Source organism: Crocosphaera chwakensis CCY0110 (assembly GCF_000169335.1).
In the GTDB taxonomy this organism is placed as follows: domain Bacteria; phylum Cyanobacteriota; class Cyanobacteriia; order Cyanobacteriales; family Microcystaceae; genus Crocosphaera; species Crocosphaera chwakensis.
Map to the genome: position 1 here is coordinate 1 of NZ_AAXW01000055.1, position 21,954 is coordinate 21,954.

17 protein-coding genes and 1 pseudogene are annotated in these 21,954 nt (G+C 36.8%); 7 read left to right on the forward strand and 11 right to left on the reverse strand.

Translation table 11 applies throughout. The annotated features are described in order from the left end of the window. On the reverse strand, positions 1–2,466 hold a 2,466-nt coding region (locus CY0110_RS22180), incomplete at its 3' end, for a bifunctional diguanylate cyclase/phosphodiesterase (protein ID WP_008277815.1). 453 nt (positions 2,467–2,919) lie between these two features. Between CY0110_RS22180 and CY0110_RS22185 the strand changes: the two genes are divergently transcribed. The 3 genes from CY0110_RS22185 (at position 2,920) to CY0110_RS22195 (ending at position 5,440) form a co-directional block, all read left to right on the forward strand. Beyond that, entirely contained in the window at positions 2,920–3,168 is a 249-nt protein-coding gene (locus CY0110_RS22185) for a hypothetical protein (RefSeq protein ID WP_008277816.1), read from the forward strand. 56 nt (positions 3,169–3,224) lie between these two features. Continuing rightward, on the forward strand, positions 3,225–4,694 hold the full coding sequence (locus CY0110_RS22190) for a TldD/PmbA family protein (RefSeq protein ID WP_008277817.1): 1,470 nt from the start codon (positions 3,225–3,227) through the stop codon (positions 4,692–4,694). 140 nt (positions 4,695–4,834) lie between these two features. Next, positions 4,835–5,440, forward strand: a complete 606-nt coding sequence (locus CY0110_RS22195; protein ID WP_008277818.1) for a PadR family transcriptional regulator — start codon at positions 4,835–4,837, stop codon at positions 5,438–5,440. Between the two features lie 101 nt (positions 5,441–5,541). Here CY0110_RS22195 and CY0110_RS22200 read toward each other — a convergent pair whose 3' ends face one another. The 4 genes from CY0110_RS22200 to CY0110_RS22215 form a co-directional block, all read right to left on the reverse strand. After that, a complete protein-coding gene (locus CY0110_RS22200; RefSeq protein WP_008277819.1) occupies positions 5,542–6,294 on the reverse strand; it encodes a PEP-CTERM sorting domain-containing protein in 753 nt (250 codons plus the stop codon). 116 nt (positions 6,295–6,410) lie between these two features. Continuing rightward, entirely contained in the window at positions 6,411–7,829 is a 1,419-nt protein-coding gene (locus tag CY0110_RS31090; RefSeq protein WP_008277820.1) for a hypothetical protein, read from the reverse strand. A 761-nt stretch (positions 7,830–8,590) separates the two neighbouring features. Then, complete coding sequence (locus CY0110_RS22210) at positions 8,591–11,167, reverse strand: TIGR03960 family B12-binding radical SAM protein (protein ID WP_008277821.1); 2,577 nt, start codon at positions 11,165–11,167, stop codon at positions 8,591–8,593. Between the two features lie 98 nt (positions 11,168–11,265). Continuing rightward, positions 11,266–11,619 carry an STAS domain-containing protein gene (locus CY0110_RS22215; protein ID WP_008277822.1) on the reverse strand — a complete coding sequence of 118 codons (354 nt, stop codon included), beginning with the start codon at positions 11,617–11,619 and terminating at the stop codon, positions 11,266–11,268. Positions 11,620–12,098: 479 nt separating this feature from the next. Between CY0110_RS22215 and CY0110_RS22220 the strand changes: the two genes are divergently transcribed. Next, complete coding sequence (locus tag CY0110_RS22220; RefSeq protein ID WP_035800360.1) at positions 12,099–12,284, forward strand: hypothetical protein; 186 nt, start codon at positions 12,099–12,101, stop codon at positions 12,282–12,284. A gap of 6 nt (positions 12,285–12,290) precedes the next feature. On the opposite strand, the gene CY0110_RS22225 is transcribed toward CY0110_RS22220, so the two are convergent. From CY0110_RS22225 to CY0110_RS22235, 3 genes are all read right to left on the reverse strand, one after another. Next, entirely contained in the window at positions 12,291–13,736 is a 1,446-nt protein-coding gene (locus tag CY0110_RS22225) for an MFS transporter (RefSeq protein WP_008277824.1), read from the reverse strand. A 179-nt stretch (positions 13,737–13,915) separates the two neighbouring features. Then, positions 13,916–15,298, reverse strand: coding sequence for a YcjF family protein (locus CY0110_RS22230; RefSeq protein ID WP_008277825.1), 1,383 nt, complete (start codon positions 15,296–15,298; stop codon positions 13,916–13,918). Between the two features lie 131 nt (positions 15,299–15,429). After that, entirely contained in the window at positions 15,430–15,927 is a 498-nt protein-coding gene (locus tag CY0110_RS22235; RefSeq protein WP_008277826.1) for a 2TM domain-containing protein, read from the reverse strand. Positions 15,928–16,386: 459 nt separating this feature from the next. Here CY0110_RS22235 and CY0110_RS22240 point away from each other — a divergent pair. Together CY0110_RS22240 and CY0110_RS22245 are read left to right on the forward strand one after the other, a co-directional pair. Continuing rightward, positions 16,387–16,815, forward strand: a pseudogene (locus CY0110_RS22240) (helix-turn-helix domain-containing protein); the annotation flags it as partial. A 248-nt stretch (positions 16,816–17,063) separates the two neighbouring features. Beyond that, the gene (locus CY0110_RS22245) at positions 17,064–17,537 is read left to right on the forward strand and encodes an orange carotenoid protein N-terminal domain-containing protein (RefSeq protein ID WP_008277828.1); all 474 of its coding nucleotides are present in this window, start codon (positions 17,064–17,066) and stop codon (positions 17,535–17,537) included. Positions 17,538–17,712: 175 nt separating this feature from the next. Here the strand turns inward: CY0110_RS22245 and CY0110_RS22250 are convergent, their stop codons facing one another. The 3 genes from CY0110_RS22250 to CY0110_RS22260 all read right to left on the reverse strand — a co-directional run bounded on the left by CY0110_RS22250 (position 17,713) and on the right by CY0110_RS22260 (position 19,295). Further along, the gene (locus CY0110_RS22250; protein WP_008277829.1) at positions 17,713–17,919 is read right to left on the reverse strand and encodes a hypothetical protein; all 207 of its coding nucleotides are present in this window, start codon (positions 17,917–17,919) and stop codon (positions 17,713–17,715) included. A 314-nt stretch (positions 17,920–18,233) separates the two neighbouring features. Next, entirely contained in the window at positions 18,234–18,887 is a 654-nt protein-coding gene (locus CY0110_RS31095) for a hypothetical protein (RefSeq protein ID WP_008277830.1), read from the reverse strand. Positions 18,888–19,049: 162 nt separating this feature from the next. Next, positions 19,050–19,295: a hypothetical protein gene (locus tag CY0110_RS22260; RefSeq protein ID WP_008277831.1), complete on the reverse strand. Its 246-nt coding sequence runs from the start codon at positions 19,293–19,295 to the stop codon at positions 19,050–19,052. A 766-nt stretch (positions 19,296–20,061) separates the two neighbouring features. On the opposite strand from CY0110_RS22260, the gene ltrA reads away from it, so the two are divergent. Next, positions 20,062–21,846 carry a group II intron reverse transcriptase/maturase gene (gene ltrA / locus CY0110_RS22265; protein ID WP_008277832.1) on the forward strand — a complete coding sequence of 595 codons (1,785 nt, stop codon included), beginning with the start codon at positions 20,062–20,064 and terminating at the stop codon, positions 21,844–21,846. Positions 21,847–21,954: the final 108 nt, after the last annotated feature.

A 21,954-nucleotide genomic window follows, 5' to 3' on the forward strand; every position in this document is an offset into this window, starting at 1 on the left:
ATGAAAACAATCAACTAAACAATGATTAAGTGAATCATCGGCTAAATGTTTTACAAAATTTCCATCAATCTTTAAATAATCAACAGGTAAATTTTTAAGGTAGGATAAAGAACTCATACCACTCCCAAAATCATCGATAGCAAAATAACAACCTAATTGTTTAATCCCTTCAATGAGTTTGATAGTTTGACTAAGATTAGTAATGGCAGTCGTTTCTGTAATTTCAAAACATAGATGCTTAGGATTAACGTTGTAGTAAGATAATTTTTCTTCTATAAAATTACAAAGCTGGTCATTTTTCACACTAATAGCTGACAAATTAATTGTGTGTACATGATTAAAGTTTGCTTTCTTTAAGTTCGACTGTTTTTGATAAGCTTCACTATAAACTTTTAAAAAGTTACTAATTACCCATTGATCAATCTCCTCCATTAAATTATAGCGTTCAGCAGAGGGAAAAAAGGCTAATGGAGAAACTAAGTTTCCCGAATCATCGAGTAATCTTAATAAAACTTCATGATGGACTTTTTCCGTAGATTGAATTGAAACAATTTTTTGAGAATAAAGATGAAATAAGTTTTCATCGAGTGCTTGATTTAATCTGATAATCCATTGATTTTGACCAATTTTTTTTGTCGCTTCATCATCACTTTCTTTATAAACATAAACACAATTCCTACCTCTACTTTTTGCTGTGTAACAAGCAGAATCTGCTGCATTGATTACAGAAGTAATGGTCTGAATTTCTTGATTAATAGAAACGATTCCAATACTAACGCCGACGGAAAAGATTTCATTATCCCAAGTAAATCTAAAATTCTTAACTAATTGTCTCAAGTTATTTGCAATAGTCTTGGCTTTTCCGAGAGAACATCCTTTAAGTAATAAAGCAAATTCATCTCCTCCTAATCTAGCTAAAATATCACTACTACGAACTCTTGTTTGTAATAAATTAGTAACTTGTTTTAACAATTCATCCCCTGCAACATGACCACAAGTATCATTAATAATTTTAAATTGATCTAAATCTAAATAACATAAAATATGTTCAACATCTTCATTTTTATAACTTTCTATTGCCAGACTTAATTGTTTTTCTAATTCTCTGCGATTCGCTAACCCTGTTAAATTATCATGACTAGCTTCCCAGGATAATTGATGAGCGAGTTGTGAGGCTTGAGTTACATCACGAAAAATCAAAACAGTACCTAAAATTTGATTATTTTGACCTCTAATTAAATTAATAACTATATCGATTTCACATTTTTCTCCATTTTTATTTTCTAAAATACCTGTGTGTCTTTTAGGTTGATTTTGACTATTTTGCAGTATTTTATTAATAAGATTCTCATTGGTTTTTCCTGTCTTATCTATCAGTTTTAAAATGTTAGCAATGGGTTGATAGATAGCTTCTTGAATAGTAAATCCTGTTAATTGTTGAGCAATTGGATTAAAATCCTCGATTATTCCTTGGGGATTAGTTGTAATTACAGCTTCGCCAATGGAATTGAGAGTAACTTTAGCTAATTCTTTTTCTTCAAATAATGACCGTTCTACTAACTTTTGCTCAGTAATATTTTCAATTGTACCCAGAATACCAACAATATTACCCTCGTTATCTTTTATGGGAATTTTATTTGTATTATACCAAACTTCTTGTCCTTCGGGATTATGTTTTTGTTCAACAAAATTCAATTCAGGTTCTCCTGTCTCTATGACACGAAGATCCTGTTTTCTGTAATAACTAAGATTTTGTATTGGGGGATCTAAATGTTGATTATTGGGATCGTGATAAATATCATAATCCGTTTTACTGACTACTTGTTCAGGTTCTATATATCCAGCAGCTTTTGCCCATAAACGATTACAACCAAGAAAGACCGAGTTAGTATCTTTCCAAAAAATTAATTGAGGAATATTATCTAAAACTAATTGTAAAAATGCTGTTTTTTCTTTTAGTTCTTGTTCCATTTGGTATCTTATTGTAATATCACACCAAGACACCATAAGTAAGTTTTTATTCCATTGTAAAGGCTGAACAAAAAGACTAGCATAGATCATATCTCCATTTTTCTTTTTGATTTTAACTTCACAATTTCCTTGTAAATTTCCTATTTTTAATTGGTTTCTTAATAATTGTTTTTGATCATTTTTATAACATAAATCAAAAAGAGATGTAGTTAATAATTTTTCTAAAGAAAAGCCTAAAATAGAAAGGGCTTTGGGATTGACATAGTTGATTTTTGCATTGACAGTTTGTATTAAAATAATTGGAACAGGAATTTTGTCAGAGAATTGCTGAAATTGTTCAAGTTTATTAGAATTTTCTAGGATTGAGGCTTGATCCAGTGATAAAATTAATTGTTCTAAAACTTCTGATTCAACCTGTCCTGATGCTTGACAATATTGATGTAACTTGTGCCAAGTTTCTCGGTTGATATCAATTTTAAGAGATTTATCATTCATAATTGAAGTTTAAAGTTATTTTCTAACATAAAAGATCAGTAAATGGATAAAAATTGCGGGTTTAAGCTACGGATAAATAAAATAACTCTGTTATAACTTATGGTTACTGTATTTGTCACTATTTATATCGAAAAATGAGGATTGACACTCTTTTTTGACTTAAGCAGTCCTAATATATTAACAAATATATTAACTTAATTAGTGTAACTTCGACTGTGCTGGCAATTACTTAACATTTTTTTTTTACATATTAGCTCTATGAATAATAAATATTAATAATTTATTATGTAATCTAGCTTCAGAAGTAATTTTTGGGTAGAGCAAGTATCAATTGCTGTTACAAAAACCGCTTTTGAGTTGGAGAATTTATTAACAAACTTCCACTAAACAGATGCTAAGATAACAAGCAAGCGATAATTTTTAATGGTTTTTTAATGCCATCATAACATTACAATGGATGCCTTTAGCCCTACGCCCCCTGACTGGACAGAAAACGCCGTTCATGGATTACAATTCTGTTGCCCTCGTTGTCATTCTAGTGCCAATAAAGCCCAAAACGTTTGGATCAATCGACGGGCTCCAGTAATCACTGAAGACTATGTTCGCAGATGGCAAGAATTTTATCTGTGCGAATGTGAACAAGCTTGGTGGGCTTGGAGTAGTGATCGCCCCCCTTCTGATTTAACCAGTGACAAAGGATAGAATAAAAAATAAAGCCAATCTCTACGATATCAAAACCCAGTTAAGGATACTATCTTATGACAGCAACGTTGTTAATCTCCAAAGAATTACCTCAATTAAGTTATCAGTCTAGTCGCGATCGCTTTGACGCGAGTTGGCAAGATCCCCTCTCGACTCTGTTGGGGTTGGGACGGGCTGCAGGAGCCGACTTTTTAGAATTTTTCCTAGAACGGGTTAACTATATTAGCTGTTTAGCCGAAGAAGACGCTATTACTAGCATTTCCCCTCGTCTATCCACAGGTGCCGGAATCCGAATTTTTAAAGGTAAAGCGGATTGTTATGTCAGTACCAATGACCTCTCATTCCAAGGGCTAAAAACCGCCTTAGAAAAGGGCTTATCTATCTTAGGCTTAACTTTGCCCTCTCCTAATGCTTACATCCCAGAAATTAACCTAGAACTATTCAGAGATTACGCAGCAACCAAAGATAAGGAAGTTTGGCTACCTCAATGTAGTTCTATCGAAGAGATGGGACATACTTTATTACAGGCCAATGGTAAACTTGCACAAAAAGCCAACCATATTCAATCCCGTCGGGCTATGTATTTCCGAGATTGGCAAGAAGTGTTAATCGCGGCCAGTGATGGCACTTTTGCGAGAGATATTCGCCTTACTCAGTCCGTGGGTTACTCCCTATTTTGTGCAGATGGGGATCATCGGACTTCCATTGGTAAACGGTTTGGGGATACCAGTGACCCCAGTTTCTTACGTCAATGGGACTACGAAACAGCAGCCGAAGGAGTGGGAGAGTCTGCGGGAAAAATGCTCTATGCTGACTTTGTAGAATCGGGGAATTACCCGATTATTATGGCTAATGAGTTTGGTGGGGTTATTTTCCACGAAGCTTGCGGACACCTATTAGAAACCACCCAAATCGAACATAAAACCACCCCATTTATGGATAAGAAAGGGGAAAAAATCGCCCATGAAAATCTCACCGCATGGGACGAAGGGCGTTCTGATAAAGCGTTTGGCACCATTGATATGGATGATGAAGGAATGCCCACCCAACGGACTTTATTAATTGAAAATGGCATCTTAAAGAACTTTATCGCCGATCGTACAGGGTCTATGCGTACAGGCCATCCTCGCACTGGTAGTGGCCGTCGTCAAAGTTATGCCTATGCTGCAGCTTCTCGGATGCGTAATACTTATATTGCTCCTGGTAACTCTTCTATCGATGATCTCTTTGCTTCGGTGGATAAAGGCATTTATTGTAAGCAAATGGGTGGCGGAAGTGTTGGTGCAACCGGTGAGTTTAATTTCTCCGTTTCTGAAGCTTATTTAATTGAAAATGGCGAGGTCACAAAACCGTTAAAGGGTGCAACCTTAATCGGAACCGCTAAGGATATTATGAACGAAATATCGATGTGTTCTCAAGATTTAGGACTAGCTCCAGGGTTCTGCGGTTCTGTCAGTGGCAGCATTTATGTTACGGTTGGTCAACCTCATTTAAAAGTAGATAAAATAACCGTTGGTGGTCGTTAAAATCAAGAAAAAATCATAATCCAACCTAGGGGTTAACAATTGTTGACCCCTATATTGTTTCATTGCTATGGCAATAACGATATATCGTGATATATAATAAAACTAAAGATAAGATCAATTACTCAACAAGAGAAATCATAATGCTTGATAGTTATAACAGTTACTCTCATCAATCCTTTAGGGATCTTGAATCTCGACACAGAGGGAGAAAACATAAAGCAGAACTTTTGTTTGCTTCAGAACATAAACATCCAGGAAAAGGAAGACCGAGAAGAAGGGGTCATCATTTAAGGGACGGTCGAACTAGAATCCCCCGTGGTGATATCAAATACCTTTTGTTATCCTTATTAGCTGAAAAACCTCAACATGGATATCAATTAATTAGAGAAATAGAATTACGTTGGGGAGGATTTTATCGGCCAAGTCCCGGTTCAGTTTATCCCACTTTACAATTACTTGAAGAGGGTAATTATTTAACCAGTGAACAATTGGAGGGTAAAAAAGTTTATACAATTACTGACAGTGGAAAAGAGTTATTAGCACAACATGAACCATCTGTTTCTATGTTAGATGTAGTAGAGGAACAACCCCAGCTAATCGAATTAAAAACCACATTGCGAGACTTAAAAGAAGTCATTACTCAACTCACTCGCACTGGAAATAAAACAAAAATTGAGCAAGTGGTGAGTCGTCTCAAACAACTAAAACGGGAGATTTATTTGATGTTAGCTGAAGACGATAGCTAAATTGTCAACAACTGTAGGAGTCAACGAATAATATTGACCCCTACTGCTGTTAAACTATGATTATATTACTGTTGTTCAAGTCAAAGATAGTAGTTAATTCTCTATCTTTGACTTTCTTTTCGTCTGAAACAAAAACCCATACTTCCCAGAGTTAATAATCCCACTAAAGTACCAGGTTCAGGAACAGAATTAGGATCATTATTTTCAGGAATCTCAGTGGTTGTAAGATTATCAAAGTTTACATCTCCTGAACTCGCAATATAAACTTGAGTAATATTCTGAAAATCTGTCAGGTTTAAGGTTTGAAAGGGTAAACCTAGTTCATTACCAACAGAAACCTCTGTAAACTGTCCTAAAACGGGTTGAGTCGGATCAAAAGTAGTGCTAATTAAAATCTTAGTATCATCGGTTGAATAACCAGAAATAGCACGGGTATTATCTCTTAATTGATAGTCTAAACTTTCTAAAGAAAAAGTACCACCATTCGCTAAAGTTAAATAAACCCCTAACAGTCGATCAACTGCGCTAAAATGCTGTGCTTCGTAGGAATTACTTGCATGGAAATGCCCTCCTTCGTGAAAATGGCCTGGATCACTTCCAGTGCTTCCAGTATTTCGTCCCGAAAATGCTTCTACATTAAACCCATCTTCAACAAAACACTTATTATCAGGTGCAAGTTTTGGGGTACAAGTGTTAGGGTTAGAATAAGCATACATATCAGCATCAAATTCAATGGTAGCAGCTTTAACTTCTGGGTTGATTCCTGTTACTAATGCTAAAGTTGTTGCACAAGTTAAACTAAGATAACTGACAGTTCTAGTCAAAAATGAAAAGTGAATGTTTTGATGTTTCATGGAATCGCAATTAAGAAAATTTCGACTTTAAGCTAACACAAGCGTTCTAAGAAATCAAAAGACAACTTGTCAAACTTTTGTCAATTATCTATCGATTTGTTTAAGATTTAACAGCTTTAAAATGAAAACTGTAAACCTGCTGTTAATTGCCAATCTGTTTCTAATTGTGGTCCTTGAAGAGCGCGATAAATGGGTAACTCGAATTCAATGGCTAAACGACCACTTCTTAAGTCTCCTTCGGGGACAAAAAGATTGAGTCCAAAACCAATATCAATTTGAGTTCCTCCTCGTCGAGTGGGATCAGCAGTGGGAACGATATTAGGATTAAGACGGGTATCTTTGCCACTAATATTTCCCCAATTTTTACCTTTAATTCGTAAAGAAGTGCTGGCCCAATCACTCCATTTTCTAGCACCCCAGGCCGTTAACATGATTTCATCGCCAAATTTATAACTATTACTATTTGTCCCTAAACGAAGGGTTCCAATAATTTGAGATCCCCATGACCATTCATCAGTTTGTCCTAAATAAGTGATCCCTGGATGGAGATCAAGGGTTCCTGATCCCAGTTGCATCGGATAAGGTAACAGTTGATCGGGACCGGCTGGAGTGCGATCGCGTGCTTCAATAGAACCAGTCGGAAAGCTAACCCCTGCGTTGAAATGAATTCTTTGTCGATTTTCATTCAAAACTTGGTATAAACCAGTAACTTTAATATCTCCAATCCCTTCAGAATCAGTGTTAAAACCTGTATTCATGCGCGTAATATGATCCATATCCTTAACTACATAAGGCAACATGGCCATAAGGGTCAAGTTATTCGTAATACCATACATCATGCCAAACATGTGCATTTGCATGGTCATGCGAGTGGGAGTAACAGGATATTGCTCTAAAATTTTCTCATCGCTAACATCATCGGTTCCCACGCGACTTCCTTCCATTTCCATTAACATATAGCGATAAGAAACCATGATTTCTCCTTCACTATGAATATGTTCCCCCATAACAGCAATAGGTGCATGACTATCGGGACGTGCAGGGTTCCAAAAAATTCCTTGTTGAGAAGGAGGTAAAGGTTCATCGGCTAAAAGAAAATCTGTATTTCCTTGCAGTTTTTTGTCGAAAGAATTGACGAATTTTTTAGCACTTTTTTTCTGAATGTTACTGAGTTGAGTAGCCTCTTTTTTGTCATCAGTGAAGTTTCTAAATTTTACAAAGGTATAGTTGCTTGAAATTTCATATTTTTGCTTACGATCATCTGGTTTGATTTGTTTATTGAGAAATAAGTAAGATGAATCAAGCCAATTCAAATTAGATACCAATAACTCTCTTGCTTTCTCTTGATTAATCTTTTTTTGTAAGTCTTGATAATTCCAAGTATTCGTCAGGGTCTCATAGTTAAAACTAACCTTATTTATCTCCTGTTTTTCTTGACTTATTTCTGCTTTGACAGGAGACAAATAAGTATCTAGACAGATTAAACTGACCGCTGTAACTAACCAGCAGTATCCTCGCTTCACACCAATTTTCATAGGTTTGACTTAATTATTCAATGTTTATTGAATAAGAACTATGACAAAATTTTTTAAGTTTGTCAAAAGACAATATGTCAAAGTTAAAATTAGTTACCAGTGAACATTAATTACTCATTTTAGAGGTTTAATATTACTGTATGGACTTAATAATATTAAGTACAAAAACATTGATAATGTTAAGATAAAAAGAGTAAGTGTGTAAAAATAAAGTCATGAAAAAAGTAACCTTAGAACAAGCTTCAGAAATATTGAGGATTTTTATTAAGTTACTGTTGATTTAGGAGAAAAAAAGTTAATTAAAGGTGAAAAAAATAATAATATTCGTCTATTTAATTTAGATTTATTAAAATCAGTTCAAAATCACTTAAATGGAAATAATTCAAAAAGAGAATTTAAAATTACCCTAGAAATTATCTTAAATACCTTCAAAGAATTGGGTTATTATGAAATTGTTAGGAATTAATTAAATATTTAGAAACAGCCTTATTTACTCCCTTAAAATACAGCAGTTTTTGACTTAGTGAGGTACAACAGTTATCGCTTTGAGGCAGAAGGCAGGAGGCAGGAGGCAGAAGACAGATGTTAGATGTAGTTTAATAACTTGCAAAGTGCTGTATATTCGGGGAAACCATTAAAAAGTAATGAGCGAAAGCGACATTGAGAAAAAGACGCTCTCACTCAACAAATTTGGGAGGCTATACCCTTAAGTTGACACCAATGAATATTATTAAGCTCCTACTGACTCAAAAACTTCGTTATTAAGTTGCTGCTAAAATCAATCGTTGACGATGAACTTTAACTAACTGTAATTCCATCCCCGATATCTTTTCTAACATCAACATAACCTGCTGTGGTTGTAACATAGTGCCATCATTGCGACAACTACCAATATAGTTTAACGTTACGGAATTATCCTGATAGGATTCTAAGGATAAATGAGACAAGCGATCGCGTAAATTAACGGTTTTCTTTTTCCCTGATTTAGTGGTTTTCTCCCAATTGATTTCTGAACTTTCTAAGACGTTTTCAATCCAATTTCGCCAAGTTTCTTGAGCAATAGTATCCTCAGTTTCTAGCGTAATTAAATACTCTGCTTCTTCTAATAAACGAGTCGCTGAAGTGGAATTAACCGATACTTCTTCTACGTTATAAATAGGAATTTCTGAGGGTAAATGTTGCTCTAAAGCTTGACAAAACTTGTTAATATCCATCATTTCAGTCAACTCAAAATCCACAATTTCTCCGTTGCTAGTAACACCCAAAGTTAACGCATTAGCAATAGAAATTCTTGGTCCCGGATGATAGCCCCCCGTAAAAGAAATGGGTAAGGCAGCACGACGCACCACCCGATCAAATAACCTTACTAAATCAAGGTGACTCACTAAGGCCATTTCCCCAATTTTGCCAAAATAGACCCGAAATCTTTGTAAGCGGTCTTGGTTAGCTTGAAATTGACCGCTAAACTCAGGAATAGCAGGGGGTTGTACCACAATATTATGACCAAAATCTAACCCGCACACCCCACAATGAGAACACCCTTCAAAAGCACAGTCGGGAACGGTGGCAGCTTCTAAAGCCCGTTGTAAGTCCTCTTGTAGCCATTTCTTCTCAATTCCAGTATTAATATGATCCCACGGTAAAGGAGCATTATATAAGTCTGTATCTCCTTCAAAAACGTTCCATTCCCCATCTTCAACCTGACGATATTTCCAACTTAACCCGGCCTCTTTAATAGCTTGTTCCCAGGCTTCATAAGCTTGTTGAGCATTTTCCCACCAGGAGTCCATACCTGCCCCTAATTCCCAGGCACGACGAATGACAGGGGCTAAACGGCGATCGCCTCTTCCCACAAAATCTTCCATCCCTGAAATTCTGACATCGGTATAATTGGCTTTGACCCCTCGAACGGAACGAAACGCTTCTCGTAGTAATTCCTGCTTACGTTTAAACTCTGCTGTAGACACGGAATGCCACTGAAACGGCGTATGAGGTTTCGGGGTAAAATTAGACACGGTAATGGTAAATTGTAGAGGCTTACGACCTTTAATGCGGCATTCTTGCCGTAACCAGCGCACTGTTTCCACAATACCCAGGACATCCATATCGGTTTCTCCGGGTAAACCAATCATAAAATACAGTTTAACCTTATCCCAACCCTGTTCAACGGCAGTTTTTACCCCTCTTAATAACTCCTCATTGGTTAACCCTTTATTGATCACATCTCGCATTCTTTGGGTTCCAGCTTCTGGGGCGAAGGTTAGCCCTGACTTACGGTTTCCTCCAACAATGTTGGCGATATTTTCATCAAACCTATCTACCCGTTGACTGGGTAAAGAAAGGGTAATATTTTCATCTTTAAGACGGTTTTTGATCTCCGTTCCTACTGCTGGCAAGGCTAAATAGTCGGAACAACTTAAAGACAGTAAGGAAAATTCGTTATGGCCTGTTTCTCTGATGCCTCGTTCAATGGTTTCGATAACATCATTCGGTTGTACATCCCTAGCCGGGCGGGTTAACATCCCTGGTTGACAAAAACGACACCCTCTGGTGCAACCTCGTCTTATTTCCACCACTAAGCGATCGTGTATCGTTTCGATAAACGGTACTAAACCAATGGCATAGGCTGGCATAGGAGGGGAAACACGGCGTAAAATTTTTGGAGGAACATCAGGTCGGTTAGGAACCACTTCGCCTGCTTCTGTCACGTCATAAAAGCGAGGGACATAAACCCCTGGAATTTGGGCTAAATCTAATAATAATGCTTCTTTACTGAGCTTATTTTCTTTTCCTTGTTCAATAATTAAACCAATTTCTGGTAATAATTCCTCTCCATCTCCTAAGGCCATAAAATCGAAAAATTCGGCAAAGGGTTCAGGGTTAGAGGTGGCGGTTTGTCCCCCTGCAAAAATTAAAGGATAATTGCCTGAGTCTCTCTCTTTCGATGTTAAGGGAATTTGAGATAGAGCCAGCATTTCTAAAATATTAGTCGCTCCTAGCTCATAACTTAGGTTAAAGCCTAATATATCAAAGTCTATTAGGAAACGACGGGATTCTAAAGCAAATAGAGGAGTATTACTTTCTCGTAATTTCTGAGCTAAATCCGGTGCTGGTAAGTAAGTGCGATCGCACAGTTGACGGGGTTGACTATTAAGAATATTGTAGAGAATGATATGGCCTAAATTAGAAGCTCCTAACTCATACACTTCTGGGTAAGTCAAAACCCAGTGTACAGTTGTTTCCTTCCAAGGTTTATGTTTTGATCCTAACTCGTTACCTAAATAACGGGCAGGTTTATTGATCTCTGGGGTAATAAGTTTTTCGATAGCGATAGTCACAAACAAACCTCCGGCACTTCCCGATTCTTCTGATGTTTTTCTAATATACCGGAAGTGTGGAGGAGTAAGCTAATACTTGAAGTTATTCTCCAATGACTTCAAGCAGCTAAGGTAGCATTCAGAGATGCTTCATAGGCTTGACGGCTTTCGTATATTTCTAAAGCCCTATCTAATTGGGTTAATTCAAAAATAATGCGGACTGATGGTGATAAGGAACAAACACTTAGCTTTTTATTAAGACGCTGAGCAAGACGAAAGGCAGACACAATCGCCATGAGTCCCGCACTGTCAATAAATTCTACTTGGTGCATATTCACCAAATAATCTCTATTCGGGTTATTACTAACAAAAGTTGTTAATTTTTCTTGAAAATCATCGACATTAGCAGCAGTAATGTAACCCGTTGGTTCCAAAACCTCTACTCTTAAATTAATCAATTGACTCCCCATCATTGGTATTTACCCTCAATTTCAAAATTTAGTTTGCTTATGGTTATGACCAAATTATAATCACTTTTTTATTAATTGATTCAATCTTAACCGTTTTGATCTGTTTTTTTTTAAGAAATCAACTTTAGGTTAATAAGTGATTAAATTTTGTGATTGAATCTTACTTTTTGTTTATTTTGGTTAAATCTGGATTTTCCTCTATCCAAGGTTAGATTTTACCCAAACTTAACCAGAATTTGGCCTTTACGTCGTTGTACTTAATCAAGTAATGAGTCACAGTTTAGCATTGTATCAGTTTTTTTGTAAAAAAAAGTTAAGCAAGCTACAAAAGCTAGTCCCCTATTAATGGTTTACTAGAAATTACCACTGTTGTTAAAAAAGCCTAAACATTACAACTCGTTGACTCTAGTTGAAGTAGGATGCTTCTTCACATTTACCAACTTAGCTTAAAATCCCCTGTTGTCAAGAGCGGAGAAAAATTTGTGAATAGCCCCCCTTTAATTCGCCAATTAGTAGAAAAAGCTTTATATCTTAAACGATTAACCCCAGAAATAGAGATGGCCATTAACCATGAGTTAACTCGTACTGGTTATATTTCTGATGTGGACTATGAGGCTTTGGAATTACTTATGTCAGAAATGGATGAAGGACGAATTCGTTTTATTTAAACCGTCTTATTCTTTCATACCCATCAACCACGTTAAAATACCACCAGAGATCGCCATCACCCCTAAACTTAATAAAACTGGTTGCAAACCAAAGACGGTTTCGGCAATACCGGCTAAGGCTAAGGGTAAAGAAAGGGCAATATTGACTGCATTATTTTGTAAGCCAAATACTTTACCGCGCATATCCACAGGGGTTTCTGCTTGGATAGTGGTTTGCATAGGAACACCGACAAAGGCAGCGAATAGCCCTAAGAATGTTGTCATTAATAGGGTTAACCATAAACTGGTAGTGGATAGGGATAAACCAACCAAAGAAACAGCCATTCCTATCGATCCCCATAATCCTAACTGATTATTTCGGAACTGTTGTCCCCAACCTCCTAAGATAGCAGCCCCGCAACCCATACCTAAGCCGCCGGTAGCTAATAAAAAGCCAAATTGTTCAGCTTTCATTCCTGGAATGGTTTCTGCCATACGTACCGCTAAGACGGATAAGGCTGCAAAAATACAAAATAAAATGACTAACTGAATCAACGCATTACGAACCCGATGATTACTCCCCAGATAACGAATACCATCCTTGATATCTTCTAAAACGTGGGGTTGTTCTTTTTCGTAATGTTCTCGTTTTTCTCCTGTTTTTAACAATAAAAGGAGTAACCCGGCGATTAAATATGAGAGTCCCACCACAAACGCTTTTCCTTCCTCCCAAGAAAAGCCAAGATTTTCAGCCAAATGAGAAGCAACTTCTAATAGAGGTTCGCCGATGGCAAAACCGACAATCGTCATTGCCATCATGGTAGTGGTAAATAGAGAATTAGCGGATAATAAATGACGACGTTTGACCACTAGAGGGATAGTCGCTTGTTCAGCAGGAGCAAAAAATTGCGTAATTGTAGAATCAACCAAGGTTAACATTAATAACATTAAAAAACCCAAGGGTAACAAAAATGCCTCTTGGGTTTGATCTTGCCAACTCCGTAACCAGTGGGGTAACCAACTAAGATTTAAGGTTAAATTATCTCCTTGAAGTAACCAGAGTAACGGAGGAATAATAAAGACAAAGACAGCACGAATGAGGTTAGAAATAACTAATATCCCTTTTTTAGGCCAGCGATCAACATATACCCCTGCTAAAGAACCAAAAAACACCGCAGGAATTGTAAAGGCAATCATAATCGCTGATACCCAACCACTAATGGGTTGATTTTCTCCTTGAAAATGGCCAGCGATAAAGGCAATCATCAACACTAAATAAACTTTATCTGCCAGTTGAGAAAATACTTGGCCTATCCACAAAATTAAAAATCGAGGATTCTCCAGTACCGGAGCAAACCCTTGTCGAGGGGATCTTTTAGAGCTATTGGAATGTGCCATAGATTCGTCTGGATTGGCAATATCTAGCGTTTCATTAATAGTAGTTGGAGTGGTTTCAGAATCAGAAACTGTCATAATTTACTTTTAAATTTTTTTCACACGCAAAAAAATCAACTATCTTATAATTTTTCATACTCAATAAGTATGAATTTTTTAAATGCTTACCTTAAGCAACGGACAATAGTTGGCATTTTACACTGTACTTTATTAAAGGTAGCAACACTTTATTTATAGTGAGATACCAGTTGCATTATCTATGATAGTTTAGGAAGGGTTTGTTTCACAAAGCCCTGTAATATTTCGGTTCGTTTGGTTTGCTCAAACACTTGTTTTATTTTTGTTGAAAGTTTTTTGATATCTAGACTTTGATTGCTCTGAGAACTCACCTCTTGTTCTTGAAAATATTCAACTAAACTTAAACCAGCAACACGGGTTAGATAGGCTGCACTAACGCCTTGGGTTGCTCCCCCTGCTACATAAGTAATGGCGTTACTTTTGAGTAAACTACTAATAGCATGGGTTGATAATTCTACTAATCCTAACTTCATCATTAATTTGCCGATGGCCGCTGATGCTGCTTGCCCTTGAGATAGGGTAAATTTCTGTTGATAAATACCGCTTAAGTCTACTACCATTTGAGCGTTAATGGCAGCAGTGGCTAATAAATCTAAGGATGAAACAGGGTTGGCAAAAGCTGCTGCTGCTGCTATCCATTGATATTTTTCCATTATAGGTAAAGCGCGATCGCATCTTACCTTATTTAAGATTTGCTTTCCTTGTTCTTTAATTTCTTGCGCTTCTCTCCATACTTTCCCCCAGATTAACTGTTCTCTTTCTTGACTTAAAATAGAGTTCAATCTATTCTTTAAAGGAGCAACATTAGGCGGTTTAATTTCTGTCCATTCTTGATAGGATTGATCGTCTTTATATTGGCGAATTTTTAAAGGAGTTGGGTTTGAATTAACCGCTACTACATCATTGGACGGAATAATAGTTCTAACTCTTTGTTTAATTTGTTGTAGTATAACTTCTTGTTCTTCTGTATTAGATTGTTCAGGTTGATTCAATACAATCAAACACCGTTGATGGTTTTGATGAGATTGTTGTATTAGTTGCCACTGAGATTCAGTTAAATCTGTAGAAATCAAAAAAACAATTAAGTCTATTTTCTGATTTATTTTTTCAAGGTTTTCTTGTGCTAACCATTTAATTTCTTTAAAGTATGTTTCGTGATTTAATAATGATTGTAAACCAATTTTTCCTGTCTTAGAATTACCAAATAATCCCAAACAAAGGAATTGATTATTTAGTTTTTCTGGTAACCTTTTTAACTCAGTTTCTAATTCTAATAAATTAGATTCAGGACTTTCTTTTTTAACTATCTTTAATATTTTTTCTCCATCAGATATCGCCTGATTAATTTCTTTTAAAGTTAAGGGTGAAATGGTTTGATAGACTGTTTTTTTAGGTTGTTTTTCTTGCCACCACCAAATTCCCGTACCGATAGCCATCAAACTCAAAACACCCCATTCTCCTATAGCTATCACTTCTTCGTGGAGACTTTCTCCTAACCACAGTAAGAAAGAAATGCCTAATCCTGCTACAAGAATCGGTTTTTTTACCTTAACTGTCATCATTTCCCCTCAAAATTACCCTAATTTTCCTTAATTTGATTGTACTCTTTTCGGGTGCATTTTTCAATAAACTTGAAAATTCAACTATGTCTTAAATAACCCGTTACTTCAAGACTCCATTTATCATGAAAATTTTACGATAACCAAGCAGTTCTAATGCGATTCCAAAGACTCGAAATTGAGGCTTTCATTTCTTTTTTTAAATACCATTGTTGAAAGGCTTTTTCATATTCATCTCCTTCGGTTTGAAAGGTTTTAAACGTATCTAATGCCAAGGGAAGTCCCAATAAAATCAAGATGTATAATGACCACGATAAGGTTCCTACTGCCAAAAAATTAAGTAACATGACAAAGGAATTAATAATGGTATAGCGAATAAATTTCCGTTTTAATTGTCGTTGACGATATTGATTAAATTCATCCTTTTTTTCTTGCTGTTGTTTTTGTAATAACCAGTCTTTTTCGGCCAGTTGCAAAACAGCAACATCAATATCTAATTCTGCTGCAATTTCCCAAAGTTGAGTCCGAGACAATTCTTCAACTTCGGTTTTGCGAGCAATGGCTAAGTGTAAAATTTCTTGAACTTCCTCTTTACGGTAGGATTGAGGAGGTTGTACGTCAGAAGCAGACATATATTTTAATTAACTGGGTGGTAACTGACGAAAGGGATTAGTTCGCTGCAATTTTAAGATCAAACAGGGATCTTAATCAAGCTGCCCTTACTATTATATTATGCCGAATTTTTTACGGTTTTTGATTCTATGGTAGTTCTGAGGATAATAAAATCTTACGCGATCGCTTATCTCATTTATCGTTAGACTCTTATCAGGATAATACTGTAACGTTACATTACTGTCGCAATGATGGCGCTATGTTACAACCACAGCAAATTATCTTGATGTTAGAAAAGATATCGGGGATGAAATTGCAGTTAGTTATAGTTCATCATAAAAAATAAATCATCACTAATTACCCACAATCTACAGATAATAAGTATCATTGTTAGGAAAGTTAAGTTAAAATCAAATTTTGAGTTATAGCAATCAGGAATGAGATGTGAGAGAATAAAAAAGAAGTAAATCTAGACTAAAATGAAAGAATTAGATACCTTTATCTCCTCCAATCCTGATCCAAGAGAGTTAAAACGAGCGATTGCCGTTAGGATGACATTAAGGGGACACCCACATCGGGAAATCATGAAGATTTTACGAGTTTCTTCAGGTTTTATTAGTAAATGGAAACAAGCATTTGTGATCAATGAAATTGAGGGAATAAAGCTTGGTTATCAAGGCTCATTCGCTTATCTAAATTCAGAAGAAAAAACACAAGTTATCTCTTGGCTAAAAGAGAAGAATACTTGGAATCTCAATGAACTAGAATATTACATAGCTGAACAATTCAATGTAACATTTTCTGCCAAGTCTAGTTACTACGATTTGTTTCATGAAGCGGGAATATCATGGAAAAAGTCTCAAAAAACGAACCCAAGGAAAGATCCAGAAGCAGTAGCTAGAAAAAAGCGGTGCGACCCCGCCAGGGATTGCAGGGGAACAAGCTCACCAAAAGGGAGTCAACAAACAACAAAAAGTGATGGAAGCTCAAGATAAGAAAGAGGCACACTTTTCCTCACTCTATCCTTAGAAGTAGCAAAAATGTCTATCTAACGAGGGATCAATTTCATCTTGATAAAATGTTAAGTTTTATAAAGAAGCAAAATAGAAATGTTTATAAGCAAGTAATTGCTTCGTAGAATTAGGAATATTAATTTATGGCACTTCATACAGAAATTAAATCAGACTTTAACAAAGCAGTAGAAGTATTTGACAGCTTTACAGTTGATAATAAACTAGCTTTATTATGGTTCATTTATGAAAAGATGGGCAGTTCTATTACTCCTGCTGCTCCCAATACAGCCGAACCTGCGATCGCTGGTGGATTATTTGAACAAGTAGGCGAAAAATCCCAAGAAGAACAGTTACAAATTATGCGGGATATTGTAAGCGGTACTGATACCGAGTACAGTCATCAATATGGTGCTTTCAGTGCTAATACTAAGTTAGCTTTCTGGTACTTTTTGGCTAAGGGAATGGTAGAAGGTTTAATTATTCCTATGCCTGATCAATATGACTTAGGAAAGCAAGAAACTGAGTGGTTAGGATCTATTGAATCTTTAGACTTTAATACCCAAATTACTGTATTGCGTGAAATAGCTGACAATATGGGTATTGATCCTACTGCATAATTCTTTTAGGACACAAGTTTCATTTCTGTTCTCGTCACAAAATCCTTCCTTCTCAATATACAGAATCATCAAAAAAGCTCCCTTCAATCGAAGGGAGTATTTATTCATCTTGATAATGATAAAGCAAAAAAACTAAGAATAACTATTAAACAAAGATAATCATTTTTTCAATCCCTTAATAGCTATCGTCTCCAACAGTAGTTTTTAAGGCTAATAATAAATTTTCTTGATTGAGATGATCCGCTAAAGTTTGTCTTAAGGATAAGTCAATACTTTTTGTTGCTAAGATGTCAGATGCTTTTTGTCTGGCAAAGGCACGACTAACAACATCTTCGCTTTCAATCTTTTGTATTAACTGATTCAGTTCTTTTACATTAGTCATTTTACTATGTCCTTAGTTGTCTTCAGGTTAAATGATAAAAACTCTTGTACCAAATCGCTCAAAATATACACAGAGTGATAGTTATCTTTGAGTAATTTTAATAAAAATATGACAAGTTAACTAACCACAAGTTATTTTTTGAACCTCTTTTAGCTTAACAAATGCTTAAAATATTATCAGTGATCAAGATCAGGGTAGATAAAACCAAACCCTTACATTGGTGTGAGAGTAAGCTAACAGACAAGGAATTTTACTTTTTTCGTGCTAGTCAAAGCAAAAAAATTTTAAACTAATGCCCCGATTAATTTCCGAGACTAGCGATAGGAAACCAGCAAGGGGATCGTCTTCAGACCAGCCTGACCGTAATCGCTCATCAGTACTTTAAAGCTAATCCATTCGGACTCTGATTCGATACCGATACAACCAGCCGTCCCCGGAACATTGCGGTCGGCGTGAATGCCAAAGTCCCCCCGTGTCACACCCCCCACAGAAACTAAGTGAGGGTTGATTTTGTAGAACTTGCCAGCAATGCCAGGATTGGATAGGGTTAAGGGGCGCACATCCACTATGACTATGTAACGGGTCACGTTAACCCTTGTCTGAGAAGGAATCGGCCCCCGCATGGGCTGATTCTCTTCTCCTCCAACACCGCTAAGTGCATTCCAAGCCCCGTCAATCTTTCCCTCTTTAGCATTAACCGCGATTAACTTTCCTTTTCCTCGGTTGTTTTTATCCCCCATAAACACTAAGATTTTAGGATACTTTGTATAATTAATCTTAGTCTCTCGAACAATAGTTTTAACTCTGTTTTGTGGGGTTGGAGTAACAGCAACGAGCCCAGAAAATGGAAACAGAAATAAGTAGGCGATCGCAGCAATAATCAGCCAGGGATAATGATACTTGAACTTACCTAGAAGGTTGATAGATAGGGAGTTCAGGAAGTGGTACACCTGGGTTTGTTTCTTCATGTCTCAAATTCTCATTAATAGAGTTTAAGGTGGAAACAGAGAAACCAAAACCAAAACAGCATACAAGGATTAAGCAAAATAAAAGCGGTTCAATTCGGTCAGGGGGATCGGGTTTAGACTGATGAGCGTTTTTCTTTCTGAACATGGTTAAACCCTCTTTAATTAAGGTTGTGGATAGCCTAAAAGGTCATCAAGTTTTCGGTGAATCGTGTTTTGGTTATTGCCTGTGTATTCCCAGATTTTTAACTGAAAATTTCTATGCCAGTAAGGGACATCAAACTCAATCCCAAAGCTAGAAGCAAAAGAGGGAATCTGGATAATTTCTATCTGATTGAGATAGACTTTACCTACTTTTAGAACCGTATCAGGGGTTCCCCCATTAACGGTTATACCCGTGCCAATTTTCACAAAATATCTAGCACCATAACGCCAATTTAAAGGAGCATCTTGGTTATGACACCAAACCGCTATAGTGTTAGAAGATAAAGTTAAACCAGGGTCAACCCTGCCAATGGGGTAATAACGTTCTAATAGTGTGATTCGTTGAGCTAGAAAGTTTGTACAAAATACAAGCGTGTAGCTCGTTCAGAACCTATAAATCTGAATAACTGTTGGTTTGTTGGCTAAAGGAGCCACATTCGGAGTCAAAGGAGTAAAATCCTGAGAATGACGACATAACCCTCCGTTTTGGACTTAGTAAAACCCAGGATGGAAGCAGGGTTAAAAGGAGAACCCGTCATGAATCAGTATGATAAGACGTTTTTCGAGTCAATTGGTCATGGTTAAACATCACGCTGAATCATCGCCTTGAACCCTCATTACGTTTAAGTAGCTTAACTGATTGACAAGCTGCGTTCAAAAAAAGAACAAGGTGAAAAGTGGAAGTTTTATTGACCTATCCACACAGACTTCTAAAAGTAACCTGGGGGAGAGATGGGGTTGATAGTAATTGATACCCTTAAAAGACCTAAAACCAATAAAACCCAAACCTACGGAACGAATTAACCCCGTGATTGCTCTTACCACTGGTCGAGTAGGTAAGTAGTGACAAACTTAAGCGCATGGGTCACGGGGGTGAGAAGCAATAAGAAGCCAAAGCCCATCTGTAATGGATGTGGATATGCCGACGTATTGCTGGTTTATTAGTACGAAATAGCATCCAGTAGAGGTAAAGATGTCAAAAGCGAGGATAACCAAGCCTACGCAAGAATGGAATACTATCAATTGGGCAAAAGTCCAAAGAAAAGTATTTAAGCTTCAAAAGAAGATATTTCAAGCTGTTAGGTCAGGAAATAAAGTCAAAGCCAAAAAGCTTCAAAAACTCCTGTTAAAATCACACTACGCAAAGCTCTTAGCCGTCCGCAAAGTAACTCAAGACAACCAAGGACGGAAGACAGCAGGCATCGATGGGATAAAGGCACTTCGCCCCAACCAAAGAATAAATCTTGCCTACGAACTTAATGTTAAAGGGTACAGAGCAAAGGCACTGAGACGGATATGGATACCAAAACCAGGACGTGATGAAAAACGACCTCTAGGAATCCCAACCATCAAAGATAGAGCAATGCAAGCCTTGGTTAAATCAGCCTTAGAACCATACTGGGAAGCCCAATTTGAAGGCACATCATACGGTTTTCGTCCAGGCAGAAGCACTCATGATGCCATAGGCAGAATATACATATCAATTAACCAAAAAATCGGTGGAAAATATGTACTAGATGCCGACATCTCAAAATGCTTCGACAAGATTAACCATGATTACCTACTGTCCAAAATAGATTGTCCTTCCTGCATGAAACAACTAATTAAAAAATGGTTAAAATGCGGTGTGATAGACAACGGCGTATTTGAGGAAACCGATTCAGGAACACCTCAAGGTGGTACGATAAGCCCGTTACTGGCCAACATCGCACTACACGGGATGATCAACGAGGTCGAGAGAAAATTTCCCGAAACAATCTATAAAAATGGGAAACAAATATTTAACTACCGACCAAAAATCATCCGATACGCCGATGATTTCGTAGTTTTACACAATGAACTCGAAATCATACGACAATGTAAGTCCTTAATATCCAAATGGTTAACACAAGCTGGACTGGAATTAAAACCAGAAAAGACCTCTATAAGACATACCCTTAAAAGTATAGAAAAAGACGGAAAAACCATTGGAACTGGGTTGAATTTCCTTGGATTTCAAATTCGTTCATACCCCGTAGGTAAACATCACTCAGGAAAAAACGGAAATAAAGAAATACTAGGATCTAAAACTTTAATAAAACCCAGCAATGAGGCAATAAAAGCTCATCATGAGAAAATAAAAAAGGTCATAAAAAACCATAAAAAGACTTCTCAAGAAGCATTAATTCTCAGATTAAGCCCTGTAATCAAAGGATGGAGTAACTATTACCAAACAGTTGCAAGTAAGGAAACATTCTCATCCGAAGATCACATCTTATGGAATATGCTAAGAGCTTGGGCAATCTCTAGGGTTAAAAAAGGTTCAACCAAGAAAAAACTCCGTAAATATTTCTCATACGGAAATAACGGGATATGGACATTTCGCACCAAAGAAATGCAACTGTATTATCACTCCGAAACGGAAATAAAGAGACATCAATTGGTTAAAGCTGAAGCGTCACCCTACGACGGAAATTGGACATATTGGAGCAAAAGAAGAGGTAATTACCCCGAAACACCAACAAGAGTGGCAAAACTTTTGAAGAAACAAAAAGGTAAATGTAATTTCTGTGGACAACACTTTACACCTGATGATCTTGTAGACATTGACCACATTATCCCAAAGGCACAAGGCGGAAAGGATACATACAAAAACCTACAAGCTCTACACCGTCACTGTCATGAAGTCAAAAGCAGAAATGATAGTACATATCATAGGTCAGATAATGGCTATGAATGGAAAGACGATGTACTAACAGTACCTATGACAAAGGGCTAATTGCCGAGAGCCGTGTGAGGTAAAAGTCTCACGCACGGTTCGGAATGGGAGGAGAGGAAGGTGACTTCCTTTTCGACCCCTAATCCCCAATGACGGGATCTGCGGTAT